At 59.0% G+C, this 24,814-nt stretch carries 23 protein-coding genes; 7 read left to right on the plus strand and 16 right to left on the minus strand.

The window, feature by feature from the left end; all coding sequences use genetic code 11:
• Window positions 1-148 precede the first annotated feature (148 nt).
• Complete coding sequence (locus BN3544_RS10340) at window positions 149-2,221, plus strand: type I restriction endonuclease subunit R (protein ID WP_019429309.1); 2,073 nt, start codon at window positions 149-151, stop codon at window positions 2,219-2,221.
• Between the two features lie 59 nt (window positions 2,222-2,280).
• On the opposite strand, the gene BN3544_RS10345 is transcribed toward BN3544_RS10340, so the two are convergent.
• Window positions 2,281-4,113, minus strand: a complete 1,833-nt coding sequence (locus tag BN3544_RS10345; protein ID WP_019429310.1) for a glutamine--tRNA ligase/YqeY domain fusion protein — start codon at window positions 4,111-4,113, stop codon at window positions 2,281-2,283.
• Between the two features lie 155 nt (window positions 4,114-4,268).
• On the opposite strand from BN3544_RS10345, the gene BN3544_RS10350 reads away from it, so the two are divergent.
• On the plus strand, window positions 4,269-4,649 hold the full coding sequence (locus BN3544_RS10350) for a hypothetical protein (RefSeq protein WP_155820391.1): 381 nt from the start codon (window positions 4,269-4,271) through the stop codon (window positions 4,647-4,649).
• 131 nt (window positions 4,650-4,780) lie between these two features.
• Here BN3544_RS10350 and BN3544_RS10355 read toward each other — a convergent pair whose 3' ends face one another.
• The 5 genes from BN3544_RS10355 to BN3544_RS10380 all read right to left on the minus strand — a co-directional run bounded on the left by BN3544_RS10355 (window position 4,781) and on the right by BN3544_RS10380 (window position 7,817).
• The gene (locus BN3544_RS10355) at window positions 4,781-5,458 is read right to left on the minus strand and encodes a DUF799 domain-containing protein (RefSeq protein ID WP_019429313.1); all 678 of its coding nucleotides are present in this window, start codon (window positions 5,456-5,458) and stop codon (window positions 4,781-4,783) included.
• Between the two features lie 14 nt (window positions 5,459-5,472).
• Window positions 5,473-5,856, minus strand: a complete 384-nt coding sequence (locus tag BN3544_RS10360) for a DUF4810 domain-containing protein (protein ID WP_036074862.1) — start codon at window positions 5,854-5,856, stop codon at window positions 5,473-5,475.
• Window positions 5,857-5,864: 8 nt separating this feature from the next.
• Window positions 5,865-6,527, minus strand: a complete 663-nt coding sequence (locus BN3544_RS10365; protein ID WP_019429315.1) for a CsgG/HfaB family protein — start codon at window positions 6,525-6,527, stop codon at window positions 5,865-5,867.
• Window positions 6,528-6,886: 359 nt separating this feature from the next.
• Window positions 6,887-7,393 (minus strand): DUF6622 family protein, encoded by a 507-nt coding sequence (locus BN3544_RS10375; protein ID WP_019429317.1) that lies wholly within the window; start codon window positions 7,391-7,393, stop codon window positions 6,887-6,889.
• A 25-nt stretch (window positions 7,394-7,418) separates the two neighbouring features.
• Window positions 7,419-7,817, minus strand: a complete 399-nt coding sequence (locus BN3544_RS10380) for a DUF2306 domain-containing protein (RefSeq protein ID WP_026036530.1) — start codon at window positions 7,815-7,817, stop codon at window positions 7,419-7,421.
• Window positions 7,818-8,036: 219 nt separating this feature from the next.
• On the opposite strand from BN3544_RS10380, the gene BN3544_RS10385 reads away from it, so the two are divergent.
• Entirely contained in the window at window positions 8,037-8,861 is an 825-nt protein-coding gene (locus tag BN3544_RS10385) for an undecaprenyl-diphosphate phosphatase (RefSeq protein WP_026036531.1), read from the plus strand.
• On the opposite strand, the gene BN3544_RS10390 is transcribed toward BN3544_RS10385, so the two are convergent.
• From BN3544_RS10390 to mutS, 3 genes are read right to left on the minus strand one after another with little or no spacing between them, the layout of a single operon-like run.
• The gene (locus BN3544_RS10390; protein ID WP_019429320.1) at window positions 8,862-9,665 is read right to left on the minus strand and encodes an alpha/beta fold hydrolase; all 804 of its coding nucleotides are present in this window, start codon (window positions 9,663-9,665) and stop codon (window positions 8,862-8,864) included.
• A complete protein-coding gene (locus BN3544_RS10395; RefSeq protein WP_019429321.1) occupies window positions 9,665-10,492 on the minus strand; it encodes a proteasome-type protease in 828 nt (275 codons plus the stop codon). The genes BN3544_RS10390 and BN3544_RS10395 overlap by 1 nt, the downstream gene beginning before the upstream one ends.
• An 11-nt stretch (window positions 10,493-10,503) precedes the next feature.
• Window positions 10,504-13,266: a DNA mismatch repair protein MutS gene (gene mutS / locus BN3544_RS10400; RefSeq protein WP_019429322.1), complete on the minus strand. Its 2,763-nt coding sequence runs from the start codon at window positions 13,264-13,266 to the stop codon at window positions 10,504-10,506.
• 244 nt (window positions 13,267-13,510) lie between these two features.
• On the opposite strand from mutS, the gene BN3544_RS10405 reads away from it, so the two are divergent.
• Window positions 13,511-13,858 (plus strand): rhodanese-like domain-containing protein, encoded by a 348-nt coding sequence (locus BN3544_RS10405; RefSeq protein WP_019429323.1) that lies wholly within the window; start codon window positions 13,511-13,513, stop codon window positions 13,856-13,858.
• Between the two features lie 198 nt (window positions 13,859-14,056).
• Here BN3544_RS10405 and BN3544_RS10410 read toward each other — a convergent pair whose 3' ends face one another.
• Window positions 14,057-15,007: an inositol monophosphatase family protein gene (locus BN3544_RS10410; protein WP_026036533.1), complete on the minus strand. Its 951-nt coding sequence runs from the start codon at window positions 15,005-15,007 to the stop codon at window positions 14,057-14,059.
• Window positions 15,008-15,155: 148 nt separating this feature from the next.
• On the opposite strand from BN3544_RS10410, the gene BN3544_RS10415 reads away from it, so the two are divergent.
• Both BN3544_RS10415 and cysE read left to right on the plus strand, forming a co-directional pair.
• Window positions 15,156-15,899 (plus strand): RNA methyltransferase, encoded by a 744-nt coding sequence (locus BN3544_RS10415; protein WP_036074867.1) that lies wholly within the window; start codon window positions 15,156-15,158, stop codon window positions 15,897-15,899.
• A gap of 11 nt (window positions 15,900-15,910) precedes the next feature.
• The gene (gene cysE, locus BN3544_RS10420) at window positions 15,911-16,678 is read left to right on the plus strand and encodes a serine O-acetyltransferase (RefSeq protein ID WP_019429326.1); all 768 of its coding nucleotides are present in this window, start codon (window positions 15,911-15,913) and stop codon (window positions 16,676-16,678) included.
• A gap of 41 nt (window positions 16,679-16,719) precedes the next feature.
• Here the strand turns inward: cysE and dnaG are convergent, their stop codons facing one another.
• The gene (gene dnaG / locus BN3544_RS10425; RefSeq protein ID WP_019429327.1) at window positions 16,720-18,852 is read right to left on the minus strand and encodes a DNA primase; all 2,133 of its coding nucleotides are present in this window, start codon (window positions 18,850-18,852) and stop codon (window positions 16,720-16,722) included.
• A gap of 113 nt (window positions 18,853-18,965) precedes the next feature.
• On the opposite strand from dnaG, the gene BN3544_RS10430 reads away from it, so the two are divergent.
• Window positions 18,966-20,624 (plus strand): acyl-CoA synthetase, encoded by a 1,659-nt coding sequence (locus BN3544_RS10430; RefSeq protein WP_019429328.1) that lies wholly within the window; start codon window positions 18,966-18,968, stop codon window positions 20,622-20,624.
• Between the two features lie 119 nt (window positions 20,625-20,743).
• On the opposite strand, the gene BN3544_RS10435 is transcribed toward BN3544_RS10430, so the two are convergent.
• The 5 genes from BN3544_RS10435 to BN3544_RS10455 form a co-directional block, all read right to left on the minus strand.
• Window positions 20,744-20,974 (minus strand): hypothetical protein, encoded by a 231-nt coding sequence (locus BN3544_RS10435; protein WP_019429329.1) that lies wholly within the window; start codon window positions 20,972-20,974, stop codon window positions 20,744-20,746.
• 92 nt (window positions 20,975-21,066) lie between these two features.
• Complete coding sequence (locus BN3544_RS10440; protein WP_026036534.1) at window positions 21,067-21,615, minus strand: NUDIX hydrolase; 549 nt, start codon at window positions 21,613-21,615, stop codon at window positions 21,067-21,069.
• A 138-nt stretch (window positions 21,616-21,753) separates the two neighbouring features.
• Window positions 21,754-23,070, minus strand: coding sequence for a TRAP transporter large permease (locus BN3544_RS10445; protein WP_019429331.1), 1,317 nt, complete (start codon window positions 23,068-23,070; stop codon window positions 21,754-21,756).
• A complete protein-coding gene (locus BN3544_RS10450) occupies window positions 23,067-23,555 on the minus strand; it encodes a TRAP transporter small permease (RefSeq protein WP_036074869.1) in 489 nt (162 codons plus the stop codon). Before BN3544_RS10450 ends, BN3544_RS10445 begins: the two co-directional genes overlap by 4 nt.
• Before the next feature lie 137 nt (window positions 23,556-23,692).
• Window positions 23,693-24,724 carry a TRAP transporter substrate-binding protein gene (locus BN3544_RS10455; protein ID WP_019429333.1) on the minus strand — a complete coding sequence of 344 codons (1,032 nt, stop codon included), beginning with the start codon at window positions 24,722-24,724 and terminating at the stop codon, window positions 23,693-23,695.
• Window positions 24,725-24,814 lie beyond the last annotated feature (90 nt).

Below are 24,814 nucleotides of genomic sequence, written 5' to 3' on the forward strand. Positions count from 1 at the left end.
GGAGCAGGCAAGAAAAACGGAGAGAAAGGAGCTGCAGGACGACAATTGAACTTATAGTTATCCACAGCCAGCAGACATAAAAGCTGGCTCAAGCCCCTGGTCAAAATTCAATCGGCACAGGTGGTCAATATTGGATCGGCGTCAACACATGAAGGAATACCAGCGGTTTTCGCCGGACAGCGTGAACGGCTCAGACAGCACGGCAGGCCTCAAGCGCAATCTGGAAAAGGACGACAACAAGATCATCGTCACCACCATCCAGAAGCTCAACAACCTGATGCGCACCGAGGGCGATCTGGCCATTTACGGCAAGCAGGTGGTGTTCATTTTTGACGAGTGCCACCGCAGCCAGTTTGGCGAAGCGCAAAAGAACCTGAAGAAAAAGTTCAAGAAGTTCTACCAGTTTGGCTTCACGGGCACACCCATCTTCCCGGAAAACGCCTTGGGCGCTGAGACCACCGCCAGCGTGTTTGGCAGTGAACTGCATTCGTATGTGATCACCGACGCCATCCGCGATGAGAAGGTGCTCAAGTTCAAGGTCGACTACAACGATGTGCGCCCGCAGTTCAAGGCCATTGAAGCCGAGCAGGACGAAAAGAAGCTGACCGCCGCCGAAAACAAACAGGCGCTGCTGCACCCCAAGCGGATTGAAGAAATCTCGCAGTACATCCTGAACAACTTCCGCCGCAAAACCCACCGCCTGCAGCCGGGTGCTTCACAGGCGGGGAAGGGCTTCAACGCCATGTTCGCCGTCAGCAGCGTGGATGCGGCCAAGCTGTATTACGAGACGCTCAAAGACCTGCAAAAGGACACTGATAAGCCTTTGCGGGTGGCCACCATTTTTTCGTTCGCTGCCAATGAAGAGCAGGAAGCCATTGGCGACATTCAAGACGAGAGCCTGGAAGTGTCGGCCCTGAACAGCAGCGCCAAAGAGTTTTTGACCGCCGCCATTGGCGACTACAACGCGCACTTCAAGACCAGCTTCAGCGTGGACAGCCAAGGCTTCCAGAACTACTACCGCGACCTGGCCAAGCAGGTGAAGCTGGGTGAAATTGACTTGTTGATCGTGGTGGGCATGTTCTTGACCGGGTTTGATGCGCCCAGGCTCAACACCTTGTTCGTGGACAAAAACCTGCGCTTCCATGGCCTGATTCAGGCGTTTTCTCGCACCAACCGCATCTTTGACGCCACCAAGACCTTCGGCAACATCGTGACCTTCCGCGACTTGGAAAAAGCCACGGTGGACGCCATCACCCTCTTTGGTGACAAGAACACCAAAAACGTGGTGCTGGAGAAAAGCTACAAGGAATACATGGAAGGCTTCACCGACGTGATCACGGGTGAAGCGCGGCGGGGTTTTGTGGAAGTGGTGGCTGAACTGGAGCAGCGCTTTCCAGACCCATCGGCCATCGAAAAAGAGGCCGACAAAAAAGCATTCGCCAAAGTGTTTGGCGAGTATTTGCGCATTGAAAACGTGCTGCAAAACTTCGACGAATACGCCAGCCTGCGCGCCGCGCAAAGCCTGGACGTGCGCGACACGGCAGCGGTCGAGGCCTTCAAGGCGCAGCACGGGCTGACCGATGCCGAATTTGCGGCCATGCAAAGTGTGCAGATTCCCAGTGAGCGGGCCGTGCAAGACTACCGGTCAGCCTATAACGACATCCGCGATTGGCTTCGCCGCCAACGCGAGGGCGGGGCGCCAGAGCAGTCCAGCGTCGATTGGGATGATGTGGTGTTCGAGGTGGATTTGCTCAAGTCGCAAGAGATCAACCTGGACTACATCTTGGAGCTGATCTTTGACAACAACAAAAAGGTCAAGACCAAAGCCGCCTTGGTGGAAGAGGTGCGCCGCGCCATCCGCGCCAGCTTGGGCAACCGTGCCAAAGAAAGCCTGTTGGTGGACTTCATCAACCAGACCGACCTGAGCCAGTTTGACGACAAAGCCAGCGTGATCGAAGCCTTCTTCACCTTCGCGCAAGCCGAACAGCTGCGCGAAGCGCAAGAGCTGATCAGCTCAGAAAACCTGAACGCCGACGCCGCCAAGCGCTACATCGCCCATTCACTCAAGCGTGAATACGCCAGCGACAGCGGCACCGAACTCAACGCCATGCTCCCCAAAATGAGCCCCCTGAACCCGCTGTACCTGACCAAAAAGCAAACCGTGTTTCAGAAAGTGGCCGCGTTTGTGGAGAAATTTAAGGGGGTTGGTGGGGCTATTTGATAGGTTGCCTTTCCCTATCAGGTGCTGAGCCGTGATCTGGCCCAGCACCGGCTGTGGCTTCACTTCCCCCATGAATCCTTCAACCCCGTCACCCGGTTGAACACCGGCTTGGCACCCGCCACATGATCCAGGCGGTCCGCCACAAAGTACCCAAACCGCTCAAACTGAAACTTCTGGTCTGGCTGCGCCCCGGCCAGTGACGGCTCCACATAGGCTGTGACAACCTTCAAGCTATCCGGGTTCAGCGATTGCAAGAAGTCTTTGCCGCCCGCATCGGGGTGCGCTTCGGCAAACAGGCGGTCGTAGAGGCGCACTTCGGCTTGCACGCCGTCGGCCACGCTCACCCAGGTGATGGCGGCTTTGGCTTTGACGCTGTCGGCGCCGGGCGTGCCGCTTTTGGTACCGGGGATGACTTTGGCGTGCACTTCTGTGACGCGTCCTGCCGCGTCGCGTGCGCAGCCGGTGCATTCGATCACGTAGCCGCCTTTCAGGCGCACCACGTTGCCGGGAAACAATCTTTTGTAGCCCTTGGGCGGCACTTCTTCAAAGTCTTCGCGCTCGATCCACACCTCTTTGCCGATCAGGAACGTGCGGTCGGCGGGTGGGGTTTGGCCTTCGGCCACGGCGCTGTGGGGCAGGGCGGGCTGGGTGCAGGCCTCGGTGTAGCCGTCGTTGCCAAAGGCTTCGGCCCAGTTGGTCAACACGAGCTTGACGGGGTCGAGCACGGCCATGCCGCGGTGGGCTTTGTTTTCCAGGTCTTCGCGGAGGCACCCTTCGAGCGTGCTGTAGTCGATCCAGCTGTCGCTTTTGGTCACGCCAATGCGGTCGGCAAACAGGCGCAGGCTTGTCGGTGTGTAGCCTCGGCGGCGCAGGCCGACGATGGTGGGCATGCGCGGGTCGTCCCAGCCGCTGACTTTGCCTTCGTTGACCAGTTGCGCCAGCTTGCGTTTGCTGGTGATGACATAGGTCAGGTTCAGGCGGGCAAATTCGTATTGTTTGGGGCTGGGCGCGGCCAGCAGGCCACATTCGCACAGGCGTTCCATCAGCCAGTCGTAAAACGGGCGCTGGTCTTCAAACTCCAGCGTGCACAGACTGTGGGTGATTTGCTCCAGCGCATCCTCAATCGGGTGGGCGAAGGTGTACATCGGGTAGATGCACCATTTGTCGCCCGTGTGGTGGTGGGTGGCGCGGCGGATGCGGTAGATGGCCGGGTCGCGCAGGTTGATGTTGGGGGACTGCATGCTGATCTTGGCGCGCAGCACGGCGGCACCGTCGGCCAGCTTGCCGCCCTTCATTTCGCGAAAGCGCGCCAAATTTTCTGCTGCACTGCGCGTGCGGTACGGGCTGTCCACACCGGGCTTGACAAAGTCTCCCCGGTTGGCACGCATGTCCTCGGCGCTTTGCTCGTCCACATAGGCGTGACCGGCTTCGATCAGCGCAACAGCTGCGCGGTACATGAAGTCGAAGTAGTCGCTGGCCTGGTAGGGCGCGGCGTCGGCTGCGCCGTTCCAGTCAAAACCCAGCCATTTCACCGCGTCGATGATGCTGTTGACGTATTCGGTGTCCTCTTTTTCGGGGTTGGTGTCGTCAAAGCGCAGGTGGCACACGCCGCCGTATTCCTGGGCCAACCCAAAGTTGATGCAGATGCTTTTGGCGTGGCCCACGTGCAAATAGCCGTTGGGCTCGGGCGGAAAGCGGGTGCGGACCTTGGCCGGGTCCGGTTCGCCTGCAGCGTGGTGCGCGGCATCGCCGGGGCTGCCTGCCCAGCGGCGGGCAGCATAGGTGCCTTTGTCCAGATCGTTTTCGATGATTTGGCGCAGAAAATTGCTGACTTTGTGTTCGGCGGGAGCAGCAGCAGCGCTGGCGGTGGCTTTGTCGGTGGGGGAGGTCATAGCGCTTGATTTTAGAGGGAAGCGCGTGCGTGCTCTGGGTGATCTGGTTACGACTGGAAACCATTGTGAAGCCCGCTTTGTCCGCGAAAAATGCGCTTGACGCGCTACAGGTGCAGGCGGATCAAGGGTTCGCCATCACTTTCAAAGGAGTGCACATGGCCACGTTGGCTTTCAAAACTTGGACCCGAAAATCGCTGTTGCTGTGCAGTCTGGCCATGGGCCTGACGCAAGTGGGCTGCGCCCATCCGGTCGCGTTATCGCCATCGGTGGTGTTTTCATCTCAAATCGGCCCTGCCCCGGTCTATGCACAGGTTGGCATCTATGGCCCCATGGTGGTCATGCCGCAACCTCGCGGCTTTTATGCACCTCCGCCCCCACCTCGGATTGTTTATGTGCCTCAGGTTGACCGGCCAGCGCCAAGCTGGGAGCGTGACCATGGTCGTTGGCATGAGGGGCGAGATCGCCGAGATGATCGCGACCATGACGGTGGCCGCGGTCATGGTGGTCGTGGCGCGCAGGATGGCTGGCGCCGTTGATTGGGAGTTTTGAGGCGCAAGAACCGCACCCGATGGTGGGCTTTGCTGCAATCTGCGAGTCGACCTCGGTGCATCGTTTGAGAGGTGTAACCCCCAGCGAGTTGATGCACACGCGGGGGCTAAGTTCAATGTCAGCGGGCGTTTTCGTCCTCTTTGCCGTAGTACGGTGAGCGAGGGCCGTGCAGCAGGCCATGAAAACGGCCTGCGCGGAGCAAGCGTTGGCTGGCAATGCCTGCCATGGGGTGGCTTTGGTCAGTGACAGTGCCCACGATCTGATTGACGAGGGCCGTAAGCAGCATGCCTGTCAAGCCGCCTTGTTGCTGATTTCGTTGTTCGGCCGTGCTGGCCGATGCTTCTCCAGCCCAGATCACTTTGTCGGTTTTGAGGTCGACCAAGCGAGCCTCTGCTGTGACGGTGGTGTGGCTGTCCAGTACTTGGTAGACCGTACCGTACTGGGTCATGACGATGTACAGCACCGCATCGGCACCAAAAATTTCGCGCAATTTGGTTGATGGCAGTTCATGCGCGTCCTGCGCTTGCGTGACGCCGTTTTCTTTCAGGGTTTCGTCCACCAGTGAAACGGGCAAAACGTAGTACCCCGATTCGGCCAGTGGATAGGTCACCTGGGCCAGCATGCTGTAAGGGGCGCGGACTTCGGGTGTTTTGTTGATGGGCGGCAGCACCAAAATTGACTTGGGTCTGCTGAGCTTGAACTCGGTGTAATCGTAAGGAACAGGGGGCTTTGATGCGCAGCCGCCGAGCACGGCGATAGCCAAGGCGCTGGCCAGCAGCTTGAAAGAGATTTTCATGGGCGGGTCAGGGCTCAGTTGGGTTTGAATTTGCGCAGCAAGAAATCCACGAAGGTTTCTGACTCGGGGAATTGGGTTTTTTCAGCTTGCAGGTGCTGCTGAAAACGGGCCAGGTCGCCCTGTTTGCCATACAGCAGACCCATGTGTGCTTGGTAACCCGGTGGAATGGCTTTGTCTGCGGCACGCATCTTTTGCAGATCGTCCTCCATGAATTTGGCCTGTGTGTCTAGGCTTTCGCTGTCGTTGCGAAAGTAGGTGTCGAGGTTTTTTTCGTAGCTGTTCCAGCCGTAGAGCGTGGGGGTGGCCTTGTTGGCGCAGCCCGTCAGGGCCAGAAAAGTAGCCAGCAGGGCCAGTGTTTTCAGACTGACAGACAGCCTTGAGCGGGTGCGTTGATTCATGGTGCGGCTCACAGTGCTGGACGCCATGCGCCGTTTTCGATACCGCTGACCAAGTTGTTCACTGCATCACGGATGGCCAAATCCAGAACTTTGCCGTTCAGGGTGGCGTCATAACTTGCGGTGCTGCCGAAGCCAATGACTTCGCGTTCTGACAGGCTGTATTCACCTGCACCTTGAGACGAGTACACCACTTCGGATGTGAGTGTGTTGACGATGTTGAGGTTGACTTTGGCGTAAGCAATTTGGGTTTTCCCTCGGCCCAAAATGCCAAACAGTTGGCGGTCACCCACGTCTTTGCGGCCAAACTCGGTCACGTCACCTGTGACCACGTAGTCGGCACCTTTGATGGTTTGTGTTTGTTTTTTGAACGCGGCCTCTTGCTTGATTTCAGACATGACCGAGCGGTCCATCACGCTGAAGCGCTGACTTTGCTGCAAATGCGTGACCAAAATCGTTTGCGCCTGGCTGCCCATGCGATCTTCGTTGTTGGAGAAAACGCCGCGCATGAAGGATGAGCGGTTGTCAAATTTGCCCACGGAGACCGGCACGCGCACGCCCATGTTCGGACGAGCCGACGACTCAACTTTTTGAATGGGCAGGGTGCGTGATTCCTCCTGCACGCAAGCGCTCATCGCGAGTGCTGCCAGTGGAATGAGTAAGCATTTTTTCATATCGGAGGTCCTTGGGTAAACGTTGATCTTAACGATTAATCCATTTAAATTAATTATTTATAGCTATAAATTGATGGTTTCATCAGGTGCGTGATAAGCGACTACTGACCATTTGTTCGGTGGCCCATCAGGCGCAGTCGCAGGCGCAGTCGGCCAAATCCGTCAAGGGTGGTTTATTCGATGGCGGCATACAGGCACAGCACCTCTGCCGCGGGCAGCATGCGCAGCTGCTTGCCGATGTTGGCGTGCAGCAGTTGCAGGGTTGCAGGGTTGGAGCTGTTTCCGTATCAGGGACGGGTTTGCGGTAGATCGCTGGCTCAGCCCCGACCGACAGAGTCAAGGTCGCGCGCAGACCTGAATCAGGTGTGCTGGTCTGGGTGTGTGTTGAGTTTCAACAGCCGCAGGGCACGTGCGTTCAGCACACCCGAAAAAAAGCCGTACAGGGCGCTGATGCCGATGGCCATTTGCAGACTGTGTAGGCTCTCTGGGGCCGTCGCGGCCAGCATGCCCACCACAAACTTGCAGGCAAAGATGGCCATGAACAGGGCCAAGGGCAACCAGCTGCCGGGCACGGTGTAGTGACGGGTTTCCTGGTCATAGTGGGCCTCGCTTGGCGCGGCACCTTGACCGAGCGCCCATGCCACCAGCAACCCCATGGCGGCCCAGCTGAGGAGGCTCGGTGCCAGCCACGGCGTCAGCCGCCACTGCATGACCACGCCCACCAAGGTGAACACGGTCAGTGCGATGTTGATGCCCAAAAGGCGTTGCTTGCGAACACGGCGTGTGCGCGTTTGTACCAAGCCCAGAGCGATGAGACCGATCAGTAGAGCGAAGACCCAAACGGGGATGTGTTGCAGTGTTTGCATGGCGACTTTTTGAATCCAGACTTGGTCAGTTCGACCAGATCAAATTACCCAGATAACGCCCAGGGACCAATGTGAATGCACCTGCGACGAGGCACGCACTGACGTACAGCCATTGCATGGTTTTGCGGTGACCTTGGATGTTGCCTTGAAGCAGGTACACAAATGCGCGGTACAGGCTGAAAAACGTGAGCGGAATTAGCAGGTGGATCGGTGTGTACCCCATGGCATTGGGCAGTTGGAAGTCACGGATGAATATCGCGCTCAGGGCGGCTGTGATCATGCAAGTTACCCAGGCATAGCCCAGGGCGCGGTGCAGGCGCGGACGGGTGGTGCGGCCTAGCCGGGCCCACAGCGCAACTGGCCCCAACAACACCGCCGTGATGGCGGCGCTCATGTGAATGGCGATGGTGGGGGTCATTTGCATGGCGTGGGTGTTTTCAGAATGGTTGGGCACAGGGCCAAGGCTTGCCTTGAATGTAATTCAAAGTAACTCTTACCTGAGTATGGTTGCGATGAAACGGTGTTGCCGTGGTGCGAGACACTCGAAAGGCGACTTTTCGAGTCGCCCCGGTGTGGCGCAGGTCGGATCGCCTGCCAGGGCATGTGAAGTCGCGATAATCCAGCATTCTTCAAAGGATTTTCCGTGGATTCAATGCTGTTGTTCAAAGCCGCCGTGATGGGCGTGGTTGAGGGTTTGACCGAGTTCTTGCCGATTTCGTCCACCGGGCATTTGATTTTGGCCGGGGCCTTGCTGGGCTTTGACGATGACAAGGCCAAGGTGTTTGACATTGCCATCCAAACCGGGGCGATTTTGGCGGTGATCATTGTGTATTGGCAAAAAATCAGCTCCACCGTTCGAGCCTTGCCGCACAGTGCCGATGCCCAGCGTTTTGCGCTGAATGTGTTCATTGCGTTTGTGCCCGCCGTTGTCTTGGGCCTGTTGTTTGGCAAAGCCATCAAGGCCCATTTGTTCACGCCCGAAGTGGTGGCGACCACTTTCATCTTGGGCGGCTTGGTCATTTTGTGGGCCGAGCGGCGTCCGGCTAGCACGGTGCGCATCCACGAGGTCGAAGACATGCGCGGGCGCGACGCGCTCAAAGTGGGGCTGGTGCAGTGCTTGGCCATGATTCCGGGCACCAGCCGCAGCGGGGCCACCATCATTGGTGGCATGTTGCTGGGCATGTCGCGCAAGGCGGCGACCGACTTTTCTTTTTACCTGGCCATTCCCACTTTGATCGGCGCAGGGGCGTACAGCCTCTACAAAGACCGCGCCTTGCTCAGCCTGGCCGATGCGCCGCTGTTTGGCGTGGGCTTGGTGTTTTCTTTCTTGAGCGCGTGGGTGTGTGTGCGCTGGTTGCTGCGCTTCATCTCCAGTCACAGCTTTGAGGTGTTTGCCTGGTACCGGATCGTTTTTGGTCTGGTGGTGCTGGGCACCAGTTACAGCGGGCTGGTGACCTGGGCGGCTTGATCAAGCCCCGATGTTGCGCAGCGATGCTTCGATGGCGGCGGCAGTGGCCAGAGGTTTTTCCATCGGAATCAGGTGAGAGCCGTCAAGCATCATCACGCGGCCTTTGACGACTTGGTGCGTCAGTTCCTTGCCAACTTGGCGCATTTCAGCTGAATGCGTGCCACCGATAAAGGCCGCAGGACATTTGAGCGGGTGCTGCTTGAGCAGGCTGTCCAAGTTGTGCGGCAGGCTGTTGTAGATGGCGGTTTCGACGTCGCGGTCAAAGCTCAGCACGCGTTGGCCGTTGGCATCGTGCGTGCCGTGTTCGATGTAGTCATGCAAGACCTGCGGGTCCCAACGTGCAAACGCTTTTTTGTGCTGAAAATTGTCCAACGCAGCCGCTATGCTGGGCCAATGGTTGCGGCGTTTTTGGCTGATGCGACCAGGTGACAGCGCACCCACCAAGGCGGTGCGTTTGGCGAGCCCCAAGGTGGTGGCCTTCCAGCCGCCAATGACGGGCGAGTCGATCAGCACCACGCCACGGGCGAGTTCGGGGTGGCGGGCTGCGCACATCAGGCTCAAGATGCCGCCCAGCGAGTGGCCGATCAGAAAGGCGGGTTCGCCATCGCCTTGTTTGGCGCGGGCGAAGTCAGCCAACTGCTGCACCAGATGGGGCCAGTTGTTGGTGACCGGGTATTGGGGGTTGTGGCCGAACATCTCGATCGCCTCGACGCCAAAGCCGCGCTGGCGCAGGCTGTCGAGCATCACCTTGTAAGTGCTGGCCGGAAAGCTGTTGCCGTGCGAGAAGATGATGCGGGCGTGCATCAGATGAGCTTCTCGTCGGGTGTCGTGATTTTTTTGAGCAAGGCGTTGCGTGTGGGCGGCACCATGAGCGGAATGTCGGTCGCGCCGCCGTGCCACATGGGGTCTTCGATGCTGTCAAACATTTGGCGCAGTTTGTCGCCCCAGCTGGAGCGCAGCATCTGGAAGTAGGGGTTGTGCTCGTCGATGCACATGATGCGGTCGGTTTGCAGGCTGCCCACTTTGTAAACCACCATGTCCAGCGGGAGGCCCACTGACAGGTTGGATTTGAGGGTCGAGTCCATCGACACCAGGGCGCATTTGGCGGCTTCGTCCAAAGGCGTGTCGGGGGTGATGACGCGGTCGAGCACGGGCTTGCCGTATTTGGATTCGCCGATCTGGAAGTAAGGCGTTTCGTCGGTCGCTTCGATGAAGTTGCCGGGCGAATAGACCTGAAACAGGCGCATGCCTTCGTGGCCGATCTGGCCGCCGAAGATCATGGACACGTTGAACTCCACACCCGAGGCTTTGAGGGCCGCTGCATCGCGCTCGTACACGCGGCGCACAGCAGCACCCAACACGCGGGTGGCATCGAACATGCTCTTGGCGTTCCAGATGGTTAATGGTTCGTCTTGGCCGGGTTCGACCAGTTTTTCAATTTGCAGCACTTCGCGCACCGACTGCGAAATGCTCAGGTTGCCGGCTGACAGCAGCGTCATGAAGCGGTCGCCTGCTTTTTCGTAGACGATCATTTTGCGGAATGTGCTGATCTGGTCTAGGCCCGCATTGGTGCGGGAATCGGACAAAAACACCAGACCGGCGCGGGTTTTGACAGCAACGCAATAAGTCATGAATCAACTCTTTAATTTTTGGGCAGTAAGCGCTGCAAAGCATACAGGGCGTCGAGCGCTTCGCGGGGGCTGAGCGCATCGGGATTGATTTGGGCCAGCGCCACTTCGATGGGGCTTGGCCCGCTGGCTTCTGATTCGGGTGGTGCGGCAAACAGGTCCACTTGCTGGCGGCTTTCGCTGGCACCGGCTTCGAGCGCACTCAGGGCGTGGCGGGCGTGGGTCAGCACACCCGCAGGCATGCCCGCCAAACGCGCCACCTGCACGCCGTAGCTCTTGCTGGCCGGGCCGGGTTGCAGCTCGTGCAAAAACACGATGGACGCGCCCGATTCGGCAGCGCTCACGTGCATGTTGACCGCGGCGGTGTGGGTGGCCGGGAACTCGGTCAACTCAAAGTAGTGGGTGGCAAACAGCGCAAAGGCTTGCGTTTTGTTGTGCAAGTGCGTGGCAATGCCGCTGGCCAGGGCCAAGCCGTCAAAGGTGGAGGTGCCGCGACCGATCTCGTCCATCAGCACCAGGCTGTGCGGCGTGGCGCTGTGCAAAATTTGCGCGGCCTCGGTCATCTCCAGCATGAAGGTCGATTGGGCGTTGGCCAGGTCGTCGGCTGCGCCGATGCGGGTGTGGATGGCGTCAATCGGCCCCAGGCGGCAGCGGCTGGCGGGCACATGGCTGCCGATGCTGGCCAACAGCACGATGAGTGCCACTTGGCGCATATAGGTCGATTTACCGCCCATGTTGGGGCCGGTGATGATTTGCAGGCGCTGCTTGCTGCCCAGCACGGTGTCGTTGGCGATGAAGCTGGCACCCGACATTTCGGCCAAGCGTGCCTCGACCACCGGGTGGCGACCTTGGCGGATCTCGATGCAAGGCTCTTTGCTGAATTCGGGGGCGCACCAGTTGAGCGTCAAAGCGCGCTCGGTCAAAGCGCACAGCACATCGAGCGAGGCCATGGCCTGGGCCAAAGCGGTGAGCGCGGGCACAAAGGGCTGCAGTTGGTCAAGCAAGCCTTCGTACAGCCATTTCTCGCGGGCCAAGGCACGCTCTTGCGCCGACAGGGCTTTGTCCTCAAAGGCCTTGAGCTCGGGGGTGATGAAGCGTTCGGCGTTTTTCAGGGTCTGGCGGCGGCGGTAGTCATCGGGCACTTTGTCGAGCTGGCCCTGCGTGACCTCGATGTAAAAGCCATGCACTTTGTTGAACTGCACACGCAAATTGGCAATGCCAGTGCGTTCTTTTTCGCGGGTTTCCAGGTCGAGCAAAAACGCATCGCAGTGGGTCTGGATGTTGCGCAGCTCGTCCAGTTCGGCGTCCAGGCCGTCGGCGATCACGCCGCCGTCGCGCACCAGCGCCGCGGGCTCTTCGAGCAGGGCCATTTGCAACAGCTCGGCGCAGTGGGTGGGTGGCGTGAGCCAGCGGGCCAGGCCAGCGAGCAAACTGCCGGGCTCAGGCTGAAGGGCCTGAACTTGCACCGACAGCGCAGCCGCCCGTGCCAGCGCATGGCGCAGGGCCACCAGCTCGCGTGGGCGCACTTGGCGCAGCGCGGTGCGGGCGGTGATGCGCTCCACGTCGCTGGTGCCTTTGAGTTGTTCGCGCAGGCGTTTGTAAACGGGGCCGGAATGCTGCAAATTGCCCTCTGCCCCATTTGCGTCATCCGCGGGCTTGACGTCACGCATGTCATCCTCGGGCTTGACCGGAGGATCCATGGATTCCCGCGTGCGCTGGAATGATGAAAGAACGTCAATCGCCATCAAGCGTTGCCGTGCCACATCGCGCGCTCTCGGCGGGCTGAGCAGCCAGTTGCGCAGCAAGCGGCTGCCCATGCCGGTCATGCAGGTGTCGAGCAGGGCAAACAGCGTGGGCGAGTTGGCCGCGCTTTCGCCGCGCAGGGTTTGTGTCAGCTCCAGATTGCGTCGCGTGCTGGCGGGCAGGTCGATCAGCGCGTCCGAGCGCTGCACCTGCACCTGCTGCACATGCGGCAGGCTGCGGCCTTGGGTGTGTTCGGCGTAAGTGAGCAGTGCGGCGGCGGCGGCGTGTGCGTCGTGCAGGGTGTCGGCGCTCCAAGCGGCCAGCGACGCGGCTTGCAGTTGTTCCAACAATTTGCGCTGGCCCAGACCGGCATCGAACTGGAAGTCGGGCCGCAGGGCCAAGGCCCATGTGCCACGCCCGCCGGTTTTGAGGCCGCGCAGTTTTTGCTCAAAGGTGGGCGTCATGCCTGCGCTGGCCAAGAGTTCGCTGGGGCTGATGCGGTCGATCCAATCGGCCAGTTCGTCTTGAGCGCATTCGGCCAAATACACCACGCCTTGCGTGACGCTCAGCCAAGCAAGACCGCAGCGGTTTTTGGCGGTTTGGTGCACGGCCAGCAAGATGGCTTCGCTTTTGTCGGGCAGCAGCTCGGTGTCGGTGAGTGTGCCGGGGGTGACCACGCGCACCACTTTGCGCTCGACGGGGCCTTTGGCCGTGGCCACATCGCCCACTTGTTCGCACAGGGCGACCGATTCGCCCAGCTTGATCAGCCGGGCCAAATACGTTTCAACCGAGTGAAAGGGCACGCCCGCCATGACCACCGGTTGGCCAGCAGACTGGCCACGGCGCGTCAAGGTGATGTCGAGCAGGCCAGCGGCTTTTTCGGCGTCGGCAAAGAACAACTCGTAAAAGTCGCCCATGCGGTAGAACACCAGCGTGTCAGGAAACTCCGCCTTGATGGCCAGGTACTGGGCCATCATGGGCGTGTGTCCGGAATAGTCAGCGGGGTTGCGGGCAGGGGAAATGTCGTTTGGCATCAATGACTTGGCCGACCCTGAAGAAAACGTGCGTACAAAAAGGATGCAATGGCTTCAGGGATGATTTGAATGGGTTTGACTGCTGAAATTATCTTTAAAAATCAAGCACTTATCTTTGATCTTGGATATTTATTTCCGTCATCAGTGTCGGACTGATTGTCGGGATCTCCAGTTGACCTGCTGAATTGCCCTGTGGCTGCTCAGCATTGGCTACCATTGGCCATCGAACAAGGAGTGAAGAATCATGGATTTTCTGACAAATTATTGGCCCATGCTGGCCTTGGCGGCTTGGTTTGGCTACAAATGGTGGAACGCCAGGCGGGTGGTGGCTTTGTTGCCCGCTCTGAAGCAGCAGGGCGCGACTTTGTTGGATGTGAGATCCATGGCCGAGTTTGCGCAGGCCAACGCACCGGGCACGGTAAACATTCCGTTGCAAGAACTGGCCACCCGATTAGACGAAATTCCCAAAGCATTGCCCGTGGTGGTGGGCTGTGCCAGCGGCACACGCAGCGGCATGGCCAAGATGTTGCTCAAAAAGAAGGGCTATTCGGCGGTTCACAACATTGGGGCTTGGAGCAACTTCTTGAAGTGATGGCCGAACAGGCCTGGCAAGGGCCTTGGTGGCGACCTCGTGAGCGGTATGCCGCTCTAGGCACAAAATAAGCATCAGTTCACTGATGCTTTTTTGTTTGTACTTGGCAGCACATCAGCCCCTTAGTCCCTCAGCCCGTGAGCCAATCGACCAGAAGGCGATGACTGAGCCGGCACAGTGGTGGTGCCGGTGGCGTCCTTAAAACGGCGCGTCTTTGTGTGCGTCGGTTTCACCGCTGGCGACGTCCTCTTGACCTTCGGTAGTCTTGTCGTGGCTGTCCGAGGTGCGTTCGCGGCTCAGGGTTTCGACCGCCGAGCGCACAGCGGCTTTGTCGCCCGCGCTGGCAAATTTGCTGTACTTGCCCAAGAGGGGCACCAGTTGGCCGTAAATGCGTGGCGCACCGGCCAAGCATTCTTTTTGTTCCAAAAAGTCGGACTCGCCGGTGAAGTTGCCAATCAAGCCACCGGCTTCGGTGACCAGCAGCGATCCTGCGGCCACGTCCCATGGCGACAGCCCCGTTTCAAAGAAACCGTCGGTAAAGCCTGCGGCCACATAGGCCAAATCAAGTGCAGCGGAGCCGGGTCGGCGCAGGCCAGCGGTGCGTTGCATCACGTCGCCCATCATGCGCAGGTACTGGTTGAAGTTGTCGCCCTTACGGAAAGGGAAGCCTGTCGAAATGATGCATTCCTGCAGACGAATTCGCTTGCTCACGCGCAGGCGGCGGTCGTTCATGAACGCGCCACGGCCTTTGGTGGCCGTAAACAGGTCGTTGCGGGTGGGGTCGAAAATGACGGCTTGCTCTATCTTGCCGCGCACTTGCAGGGCAATGCTCACGCAATAAACGGGAAAGCCGTGGATGAAGTTGGTGGTGCCGTCCAGGGGGTCGATGATCCAGATGTGGTCAGCGGCCGGGTTGCCGTGTGTGCTGCCCGACTCTTCGGCCAGTATGCCGTGGTCGGGGTAGGCGGTCAGCAAGGTGTCGATGATGACTTTTTCACTCGCGTGGTCGATCTCGGTCACAAAATCGTTGACTTGTTTTTGCGAGATGCGAACCGCTTCAACGTCAAGCGCAGCACGGTTGATGATGGCGCCAGCGGCGCGTGCAGCCTTGATGGCCACGTTGAGCATGGGGTGGAGATTGGACGACATAAATTGTTGGAAGAACCTGGCTAGCCCACGCACGATCGCGGCGGCGAAGCGGGCATTTTCTCATGAAAAAAGGGCGTGTTCGTCATTTTGGCGTCATCAGGCGCATCTCACGCGTCTCAGTGGGTGTCTCAGCATGGACAATCGGGGCATGAAGACGCGATTTATCTTGATAGAGACCAGCCATGCTGGCAACGTGGGCGCTGCTGCCCGTGCCCTGAAGGTCATGGGTTTTGACGAGCTGGTGTTGGTGGCACCGCGATGGCCCAATGTGCTGCGCAAAGAAGAAACCATTCAGCGGGCCAGCGGGGCCAATGATGTATTGGCCAAGGCCCGGGTGGTCGACACACTGGACGAAGCGCTGGATGGCGTGACCCACTTGTGCGCCACCGCCATGACGCCGCGCGATTTTGGCCCACCCACACGTTCGCCGCGCGAGCACTTTGCCGAGCTGACGAAACCCGGTGCACCCGAGCAGTGCGTGGCATTTTTGTTTGGCTCTGAGCGCTTTGGCATGAAAAACGAAGACGTCTACCGTTGCCATGTGGCGCTGTCGATCCCCACGAATCCGCAGTTTGGCTCGCTCAATTTGGGCTCGGCCATTCAGGTGATCGCCTACGACTGGCGCGTGGCTTTGGGTGGATTTCCGGTGCAAGACGCTGTGGCACCCGCCGACAAGGCCGATGCCCAGCAGGTCGCGGGCATGCTGACGCACTTTGAACAGGCGCTGACCGACATTGGCTTTTTGGACCCCGCTGCACCCAAAAAGCTCATGCCACGCTTAAACCAATTGTTCAACCGCGCCGACTTGAGCCCAGAAGAAATCCACATATTGCGCGGGGTGGCCAAGGCCATGATCCAGAGCGCTGAATTTAAAAGCCCGGCCAAGCGATAGACTCAGGGCCTATGTTTTCTCGCCTCCGCTCCGACATCCAATGCATCCTTGACCGGGACCCTGCTGCCCGCACCGCTTGGGAGGTGCTGACCTGTTATCCAGGGCTGCACGCCTTGGTGCTGCACCGCCGTGCGCACTGGTGCTGGAACCATGGCTTTAAGTGGCTAGGTCGCTTCATTTCGCATGTGTCGCGGGGTTTGACGGGCATCGAGATCCACCCCGGCGCCAAGATCGGCGAACGTGTTTTCTTTGACCACGCCATGGGCGTGGTGGTGGGCGAAACCGCCGAGATTGGCGACGGCTGCACGATCTACCAAGGTGTCACGTTGGGCGGCACTTCGCTTTACAAAGGGGCCAAACGACACCCCACGCTGGGCCGCGATGTGGTGGTGAGCGCGGGGGCCAAGGTTTTGGGCGGCTTTGAGGTGGGCGATGGGGCCAAGATCGGCAGCAATGCGGTGGTGATTAAGCCGGTGCCGGCAGGGGCCACCGCGGTGGGCATTCCGGCCCGCATCATCCCATCCAAGGCGGGTGAGAGCGCCGATGTGTCTGGCACCGAGCGCAAGTTCAGCGCCTATGGCATCACGCAAGAAGACGACCCGGTAAGCCAGGCCTTGCGCGGCTTGATTGACAATGCAGCCGGCCAAGAGCACCAGATCGCCATGATCTGGAAAGCGCTCGAGCAGCTGTGCGCTCAGCAGCCAGCGCAAATGCCGGGCGATGCGGCCACACGCGAAACCTTCGAGGCCGAAAAGCTCAACCAGCTTTTGGACAAGTGACATCACCCCTTGCCGGGATGCAGAACCCCTGAGGTCGTTTTTTATTGAGCTGCTTGCAGTGCAGCCGCTGCGGCCATCAGCTCTTTGCGGCGTTCGTGCAGACTGCGCCAGCGTTGCTGGGCTTCGGGGTCTTGCCCGGTGCTGGCTTGGCTCAGGGCTTCGGTTTCGAGCTGCTTGAGCCGGTCGATCATCAGCATGGTGAGCAGACGGCGCAGCTCTTGTCGGGCTTCTTGGGGGTCGGGCGGGGCTTCAGGGTCTTGGCCTGGCGTGTTACCCAGGTTTTCTTGGGCCATCCAGCGTTTGGCATCGTCTGCAAAAGTCAGGCCTTGCATTTCGCTTTGCAAGGCGGACCAACCCAAAGCCCCTTGTTCGTGAAACTGCGACTCCAGCCAAGCAAACAAAGGGCCGTGGGGCGCAGGCAACGCGCAGAGCATGGCGTGGTCTTCGCCGGCCAGCGTTTCCCACAAGGCCATATTGCCCAGCAGCAAGCGGACAGCATGGTCGGCCCGACTCGCGGGCACTGTGCGCGGTCCGGTGTAAACAGGGACTTGGTCGCGCTTGTATCGGTTGTTGCCGAATTTGCTGTTGGGCGTCCAATTTGAAGTCTTGCGCTGGCCTGAGTTGCCGTATGAGCTGCCACCGCCGTAACCACTGTTTGAATAGGCCCCGCTTGCATAGCCACCGCCGGGTGCGTTGGTTTGTCCATAACCGCTGTCGCCTGTCCAGGTCAGGGGCTCGCCGTAGTGCGGCTCAAAGTGTTGTGGGTCTGCCCCTGCGCTGGCGGCTTGGCTGAAGGCGGCATTGGCCGCTTGCATGGGCGAGGGCGCAGGCGCGTTGTGGCTGCGGCCTGCGGGCGCAAAGCGTTGCTCACTGGCCGCTTGTTGGCTCCAGAGTTTTTCGAGCCCGGCGGTTTCGAGTTGAATCAATTGCGCCAGCTCGGACAGCAGTTGTTGCTTGAGTGCGCCTTCGGGCAAGAGTTGCCACAGGGGGCGTGCTTGGCTGGACAAGCGGGCGCGGCCTTCGGCGGTTTGCAAGTCGCAGTCGGCACTGGCCGCCTCGATCAAAAAGCGCGACAGCGGCATGGCCTGCTTGATCTGCTCGGCAAAAGCCTCTTGGCCAAATTCGCGCACATAGCTGTCGGGGTCGTGCTCGGCGGGCAAAAACAAGAACTTGATGCTGCGCACATCGGTGGCGTAGGGCAATGCGCCGTCCAGCGCCTTTCGTGCGGCACGGCGCCCCGCGCCATCACCGTCAAAGCTGAAGACCACCGCATCGGTGAAACGAAACAGTTTTTGCACATGGTCGGGTGTGCAGGCCGTGCCCAAGGTGGCCACCGCGTTGGCAAAGCCCAGCTGGGCCAGTGCCACCACGTCCATATAGCCTTCGGTCACCAGCACGTAGCCCGCGTTGTGCAGGGCTTCGCGGGCTTCGTACAGGCCATACAGCTCACGGCCTTTGTGGAACACCGGGGTTTCGGGCGAGTTCAAATACTTGGGTGTGCCGTTGCCAATGACCCGCCCCCCAAAGCCGATGCACTCGCCTTTGATGTTGCGGATCGGGAACATGATGCGGTCGCGAAAGCGGTCATAGCGCTTGTCGTCTTCTTCGTTGACGATGACCAAGCCCGATTCGGCCAAGAGCGGGTCGTCGTATTTGGGGAAGATGCTGGCCAGCGAACGCCAACCTTCGGGCGCATAGCCCAGGCCAAAGCGCTTGGCAATTTGACCCGATAGGCCACGGCCTTTGAGGTATTCGATGGCGCGGGGTGAGGTTTTGAGTTCTTCACGGTAGGCGCTGCCCGCTTTTTCCAGCACATCGCTCAGGCTGTCTTGCTTGGCTTTTTGGGCTGCGGCTTTGGCGCGGTCTTCGGGCGACTGCTGCTCTTCGGGTACGACCATGCCCGTTTGCTGGGCCAGGTCTTTCACCGCTTCGATGAAGGTCATGCCGGCGTGTTCCATCAGAAAGCCGATGGCGTTGCCGTTTTTGCCGCAGCCAAAGCAGTGGAAAAACTGCTTGGTGGGGCTGACGCTGAAGCTGGGGGATTTTTCGCCGTGAAAGGGGCACAGGCCCATGAAGTTGGCACCGCCTTTCTTGAGCTGCACGTATTTGCCCACGATGTCGACCACGTCGACGCGGGACAGCAACTCCTGGATGAAAGACTGGGGGATGGCCATCGGGCTATTTTCGCCGATAAGACGGGTCCTTTTCGGGGCAAACCAGCATGGATTTCAGTCCCAGGTCAGGCAAACTGATTCCAATAAATCGCAACACGATTCAGGAATTCGCCATGAACCCCAGCGCCATCAGCATTTTTGATCAGGATTTGCCCCCCAACCCGGCCAACCACGCCCCCATGTCGCCGCTGGCGTTCATTGAGCGCACAGCCGAGGTCTATCCCCAGCGCTTGGCCATCGTGCACGGTGATCTGCGGCAGGACTGGGCCACCACTTACCGGCGGTGCCGCCAGTTGGCCAGTGCTTTGGTACAGGCGGGCATTGGCAAAAACGACACGGTGGCGGTGATGTTGCCCAACACCCCGCCCATGGTGGAGGCGCATTTTGGCGTGCCCATGGCGGGGGCGGTGCTCAATGCCCTCAACACCCGTTTGGACCCGGAAACCATCGCCTTCATGTTGGACCACGGCGAAGCCAAGGCGGTGATCGTGGACCCGGAGTTTTCGGAGGTGATGAAAAAAGCGCTGGCCTTGCGCCAGTCCGCCAAGCCTTTGTGGGTGGTGGATGTGGAGGATGCGCTGTACACCGGCCCGTCTGAGAAACTGGGCTCAATCGGCTATGAGGCTTTGTTGGCCAGTGGCGATGCGGCGTTTGCCTGGAGCCTGCCGGCCAACGAGTGGGATGCGATTGCCCTGAACTACACCAGTGGCACGACCGGCAACCCCAAGGGCGTGGTGTACCACCACCGGGGGGCGGCCACGAATGCGATCTCCAACATTTTGGAATGGGACATGCCCAAGCATGCGGTGTATTTGTGGACGCTGCCGATGTTCCATTGCAATGGCTGGTGCTTTCCGTGGACAGTGGCGGCGCGAGCCGGGGTGAACGTGTGTTTGCGCCGGATCGATGCGCAGGCGATTTTGGACGCCATTGGCAACCACGGCGTGACGCATTACTGCGGTGCGCCCATCGTGCATGGCTTGCTGGTCAACGCACCGGCAGCGATGAAGCGGGGCTTGCCCTCGGGCGTCAAGGCCATGGTCGCGGGTGCAGCGCCCCCAGCGTCGATGATCGAGGGCATGGAAGAAATGGGCTTTGATTTGACCCATGTGTATGGCTTGACCGAGGTGTATGGCCCGGCCACGGTGTGCGCCAAACACGATGACTGGAATGTATTGGATATTGGCGAGCGCGCCCGCCTCAATGCCCGCCAGGGTGTGCGTTACCACTTGCAGCGCGATGTGCGTGTGCTCAACCCCGACACCTTGCAGCCGGTCCCCCAAGACGGCCAGACCATGGGCGAGATCATGTTCCGGGGCAATATCGCGATGAAGGGTTATCTGAAGAACCCCAAGGCCACGCAAGAGGCTTTTGCGGGTGGCTGGTTTCACAGCGGTGACTTGGCGGTGCAGTACCCGGATGGCTACATCAAGATCAAAGACCGCAGCAAGGACATCATCATCTCGGGCGGTGAGAACATTTCATCGATCGAGGTCGAAGATGTGCTTTACCGCCACCCCGATGTGCTGGCTGCTGCGGTGGTGGCCAAACCCGATGCGCGGTGGGGCGAGACCCCTTGCGCGTTTGTCGAGCTCAAAGCCGGTGCGCAGACCACGCCCGAGCAGATCGTTGCGCATTGCAAGCGGCATTTGGCTGGCTTCAAGGTGCCGCGTGCGGTGGTGTTTGGCGAGTTGCCCAAGACGAGCACGGGCAAGATCCAGAAATTCGAATTGCGCAAGCAGGCCGGCTCAGCCCAGGCCATCGACGTTTGACTTGTGCGGGCTTATTTGGTGACGATCTTGGCCTTTCAAAAGCAAAGGCCACCCGAGGGTGGCCTTTGCTTTTGGGCCTGAATTTTTTCAGGCCGCAATTGAAGAGGGTGACGCTTCAATTATTTGACTTTGTTCTTCTTTGATTTTTTGCTTTTCTTTGCGGGCTTGTGTGCCGCTTTCTTCTTGGCTGGGGCTTCTGCTTGGGCCTTGGCGGGTGCCGGAGCAGGCGTGACGGCCGGTGCGGCTGACACGGCAGGCGCCACAGCAGGCGCGGGGGCTGGTGCAGCGTTTTGGGCCATGGCGGCGGCAGCCAGCAAGCTGCTCAGAACGGTGGTGATGGACTTGATCATGCGAAGCCTTTGGAAAAACCGGTGAAAATAAAAAAACACATTCGTATTATGAGAGTGCTTAAGCGGCTTTTGGCCCAGGGCATTTGATTTTTTTACGAGATGTCAAAGGCGTGGGTGACAAAGTGACCAGCGCGCCGGTCGGCAAAGTAATGTTCCAAAGTTTCTTTGACTGTCCTAAATGCCAGTTCCTCCCAAGGAATTTCATCTTCTCTAAACAAGTGAGCTTCCATGGTTTCGTGGCCAGGATCGAACACATCGCTGGTCAATCGGGCGCGGTAATACAAATGCACTTGGCCCACGCGGGGCACGCTCATCACGGTGAACAGGTCTTCCATGATGAACTGTGCGCCGGCTTCTTCGGTGGTTTCGCGGGCTGCACCCTCGGAGGTGGATTCGCCCAACTCCATAAAGCCTGCGGGCAAGGTCCATTTGCCTTTGCGCGGCTCGATGTTGCGTTTGCACAGCAAGACTTGGTCGCCCAGCCAAGGCACTGTGCCCACCACATTGAGCGGGTTTTCGTAATGGACTGTGTTGCAGGCAGTGCAGATGGCCCGCAATTTGGTGTCGCCGTCGTCAGGCAAGCGGCGGGCCACGAGGGCACCGCACTGGCGGCAATGACGGATGGTGCGGTCAAACATCATGAAACAGTCTCGAAGTGGGTGAGGGCGGATGGTGAGGAGGAGGCGCAGGTCAGTGCCAGAGTCTAACCATTTCGGCCAGAAAAAAAGCCCCCGTGGTGAGTACCCCGGAGGCTTGGCTGGGCGCTGTTCTGAGTCGACTCAGGTCAGGTATTGGATGAGGAACAGCGAGATGCCGGGGAAGAACAGCAGCAACAAGGTGCGGATGGTGTCGCTGATCAAGAAGGGCATGATGCCTTTGTAGCTTTCGCTCAGCGGCACGTCTTTGGCCATGCCGTTGACGACATACACGTTCAGCCCCACTGGCGGGGCCAGCATGCCAAAGCCGACGGTCATCAGCACCATGATGCCGAACCAGATGGCGGTGTGTTCCGGGGTCATGCCGAAGTCGAGCTTCATGATGATCGGAAAGAAGATCGGGATGGTCAGCAGCAGCATGGACAACTCGTCCATCACGGCGCCCAACACCACATACAACAGCAAGATACCGCCCACCACCATCAACGGTGCCAGGTTCATCGCGACCACCATTTCAGCCAACTGACCTGGTACTTGTGTGCGCGCTAAAGCGGCATTCATCACGTCAGCGCCCATGAAGATCATGAAGATCATGGCCGAACTGATGGCGGTCGCATGGAAGCATTCGAGGAACTTGGTCCAGGTCAGCTCGCGTTTGAGCAGAGCTGCCACAAAGGTGGATGCTGCACCCACGGCAGCTCCCTCAGTCGGCGTGAAGAAACCTGCATAAATGCCACCGAACACGATGATGAAGATGGTGGCGATGGGCAAAATACCTTTGAGCGACTCGAACGTCAATCTTTCGCGGTCTTCTTGATCAGGGGCCTGGCCGGGCACCACGCGCACGTAAATGGCGATGGCGATCATGTAGCCGACCATGGCGATGATGCCGGGCATCATCGCTGCTGCAAACAACTTGGCGATGTTTTGCTCAGTCAGGATGGCGTAGATGACCAGAGGCACCGAGGGCGGAATCAAAATGCCCAGCGTGCCGCCTGCGGCCAAGGTGCCCGTGGCCAGTCGGCCTGAGTAGCCGTGGCGCTTCATCTCGGGCAAGGCCACGCCGGTGATGGTGGCTGCCGTGGCCACAGACGAGCCGCAAATGGCACCAAATGCGCCACAAGCCAGCACAGCGCCCATGGCCAAACCGCCCTTGAAGCGACCCATGACCGCTGCGGCAAACTGAAACAGCGCCTTGCTGATGCCACCTTGCGTTGCAAAGTGCCCCATCAGGATGAACAAGGGGATCACCGACAGGTCGTAGTTGGCCAGTCGGGCAAAAGCAAGGTTGTTCAGGAAGTTCAAAAAGGGTTGCACGCCCGTCTGGATGACAAAGCCTGCGGCGCCCGCCAAGAACATGGCGCCCGAGATCGGCACGCGAACCACCATGAGCAGCAACATGATGCCGAAAATCAGCAAAGCCAGGGTAATCGGGGTCATGACGCGGCCTTATCGTTATTTTTAAATGTGGAGAGCGCTTGCATGGCCGCAATGAAGGCGGTGATGCCGAAAGGAATGCTCATGCTGGTGAAGACGATCCAGTCGGGGAAGCCCAGCAACATGGATGCGCCCAGGGTTTCCTTGGCGTTGATGGCCGCAGCGCCGCAACGCCAGGCCAGCAGAAGGAAGATCACGGTCATGAACAGGTCGCCCATTCGGTCAAGCCGGAAGTTGAAGGCGTCACTCCGGTTGGCTGTGAAGAAGTCCACAATGATGTTTTCACGCTTGAATTGGCAAATTGGCATAAACAGGGCGATGGCCGCACCTGCGCCTACGCCGGTCAGCTCAAAGTCGCCGATCAAGGCTGAGTCGAGAAAATTGCGGCCAATCAGGCTATAGCAGGTCATCAGCATCAAGCCGGTCATGACCAGACCGCCCAATATGCTGCAGAGCCGGGCAACCCGCTCCAGTGCGTTTGAAAACATCATAGTGTGTGCAAGAGATAGATAAAAATGAAAAGATGCGACATGTTGACAGGGTCTTTCGGCCTGTCAAATGCGCCCAATCCATAAAAAACCTGAGCAGACCTTGAAGGGCTGCTCAGGTTGACCGAGATACGAATTTACTTCGTGTATTGCTTGATCAAATCGGTGGCCGTCTGCAACATGCCTTTCCCGTCAAAACCTTTACCGGTCATTTCAGCCACCCATGCATCGTCGAGTGCATCAGTGGCTTTTTTCCATTTTTCCAGTTCGGCCTTGGGGATCACGCTGATTTTCTGATTGGCAGAAGCCTCAAACACTTTCTTGCTGGGCACGTCTTGCCCAGCCTGTGTTTTGCCCAGGAAGGCCGAGAAATCGCGGCCCGAGTTCTTATCGATCACCGCTTTCAGATCGGCTGGCAGCGAGTCGTACTTGGCCTTGTTCATGGGCACCACAAACACGGTGGTGTACAGCGCGTTGTAGCTGCGATCGGTCTCGGCTGTGAAGTTGGTCAACTCGTTGACCTTCAGGCCGGGGGCCACTTCGTAAGGGATCACCGCGCCATCAATCACCCCTTTGGACAGCGCTTCGGGCACTTGTGGCACAGGCATGGCCACGGGGGTTGCGCCCATCATGGCGACCATCTTGTTGACCTGGCGGGTTGGGGCACGCACTTTCAGGCCCTTGAGGTCGGCCATGGTGTTAACGGCTTTGCTCTTGGTGTAAATGTTGCCAGGACCGTGCACGTGAATGGCCAGCATCTTCACGTCTTTGTAGTCGTCTTGGACGTATTTTTGCGCATAGTCCCAAACCGCACGGCTGGTGGCTTCTGCGTTGGTCATCATGAAGGGCAGTTCGAACACTTCCAGCTTGGCCAGCTTGGGTGTGTAGGCTTGCAGTGTCCAAGCCACATCGATCACGCCGTCACGGGCTTGTTCGTACAGCTGCACAGGGGTACCGCCCAATTGCATCGCAGGAAAGATGTCGCACTTGAGGCGGTCTTTGGAGTCACGCGCGATGTTCTTGCACCAGTCACCCATCATGGTGGTGTGCTGGATGGACTGTGGTCCTAAGAAGTGGTGAACTTTCAGGGTGATGGTCTGGGCGTGAACGCCAAAACCAACCGCCAAAAGACCCGCTGCCAGAGCGCTGTGTTTCAAAAGCTTTTTCATGGGATGGTCTCCTTGATTTGCGTATTAATGGATTAAAAACCAACCGATGAGTCGGTTAATTGCTTCGGATGTGAATTATGTTGCAAGAAA

The organism is Limnohabitans sp. Rim47, from assembly GCF_001517545.1.
Classification (GTDB): domain Bacteria; phylum Pseudomonadota; class Gammaproteobacteria; order Burkholderiales; family Burkholderiaceae_C; genus Limnohabitans_A.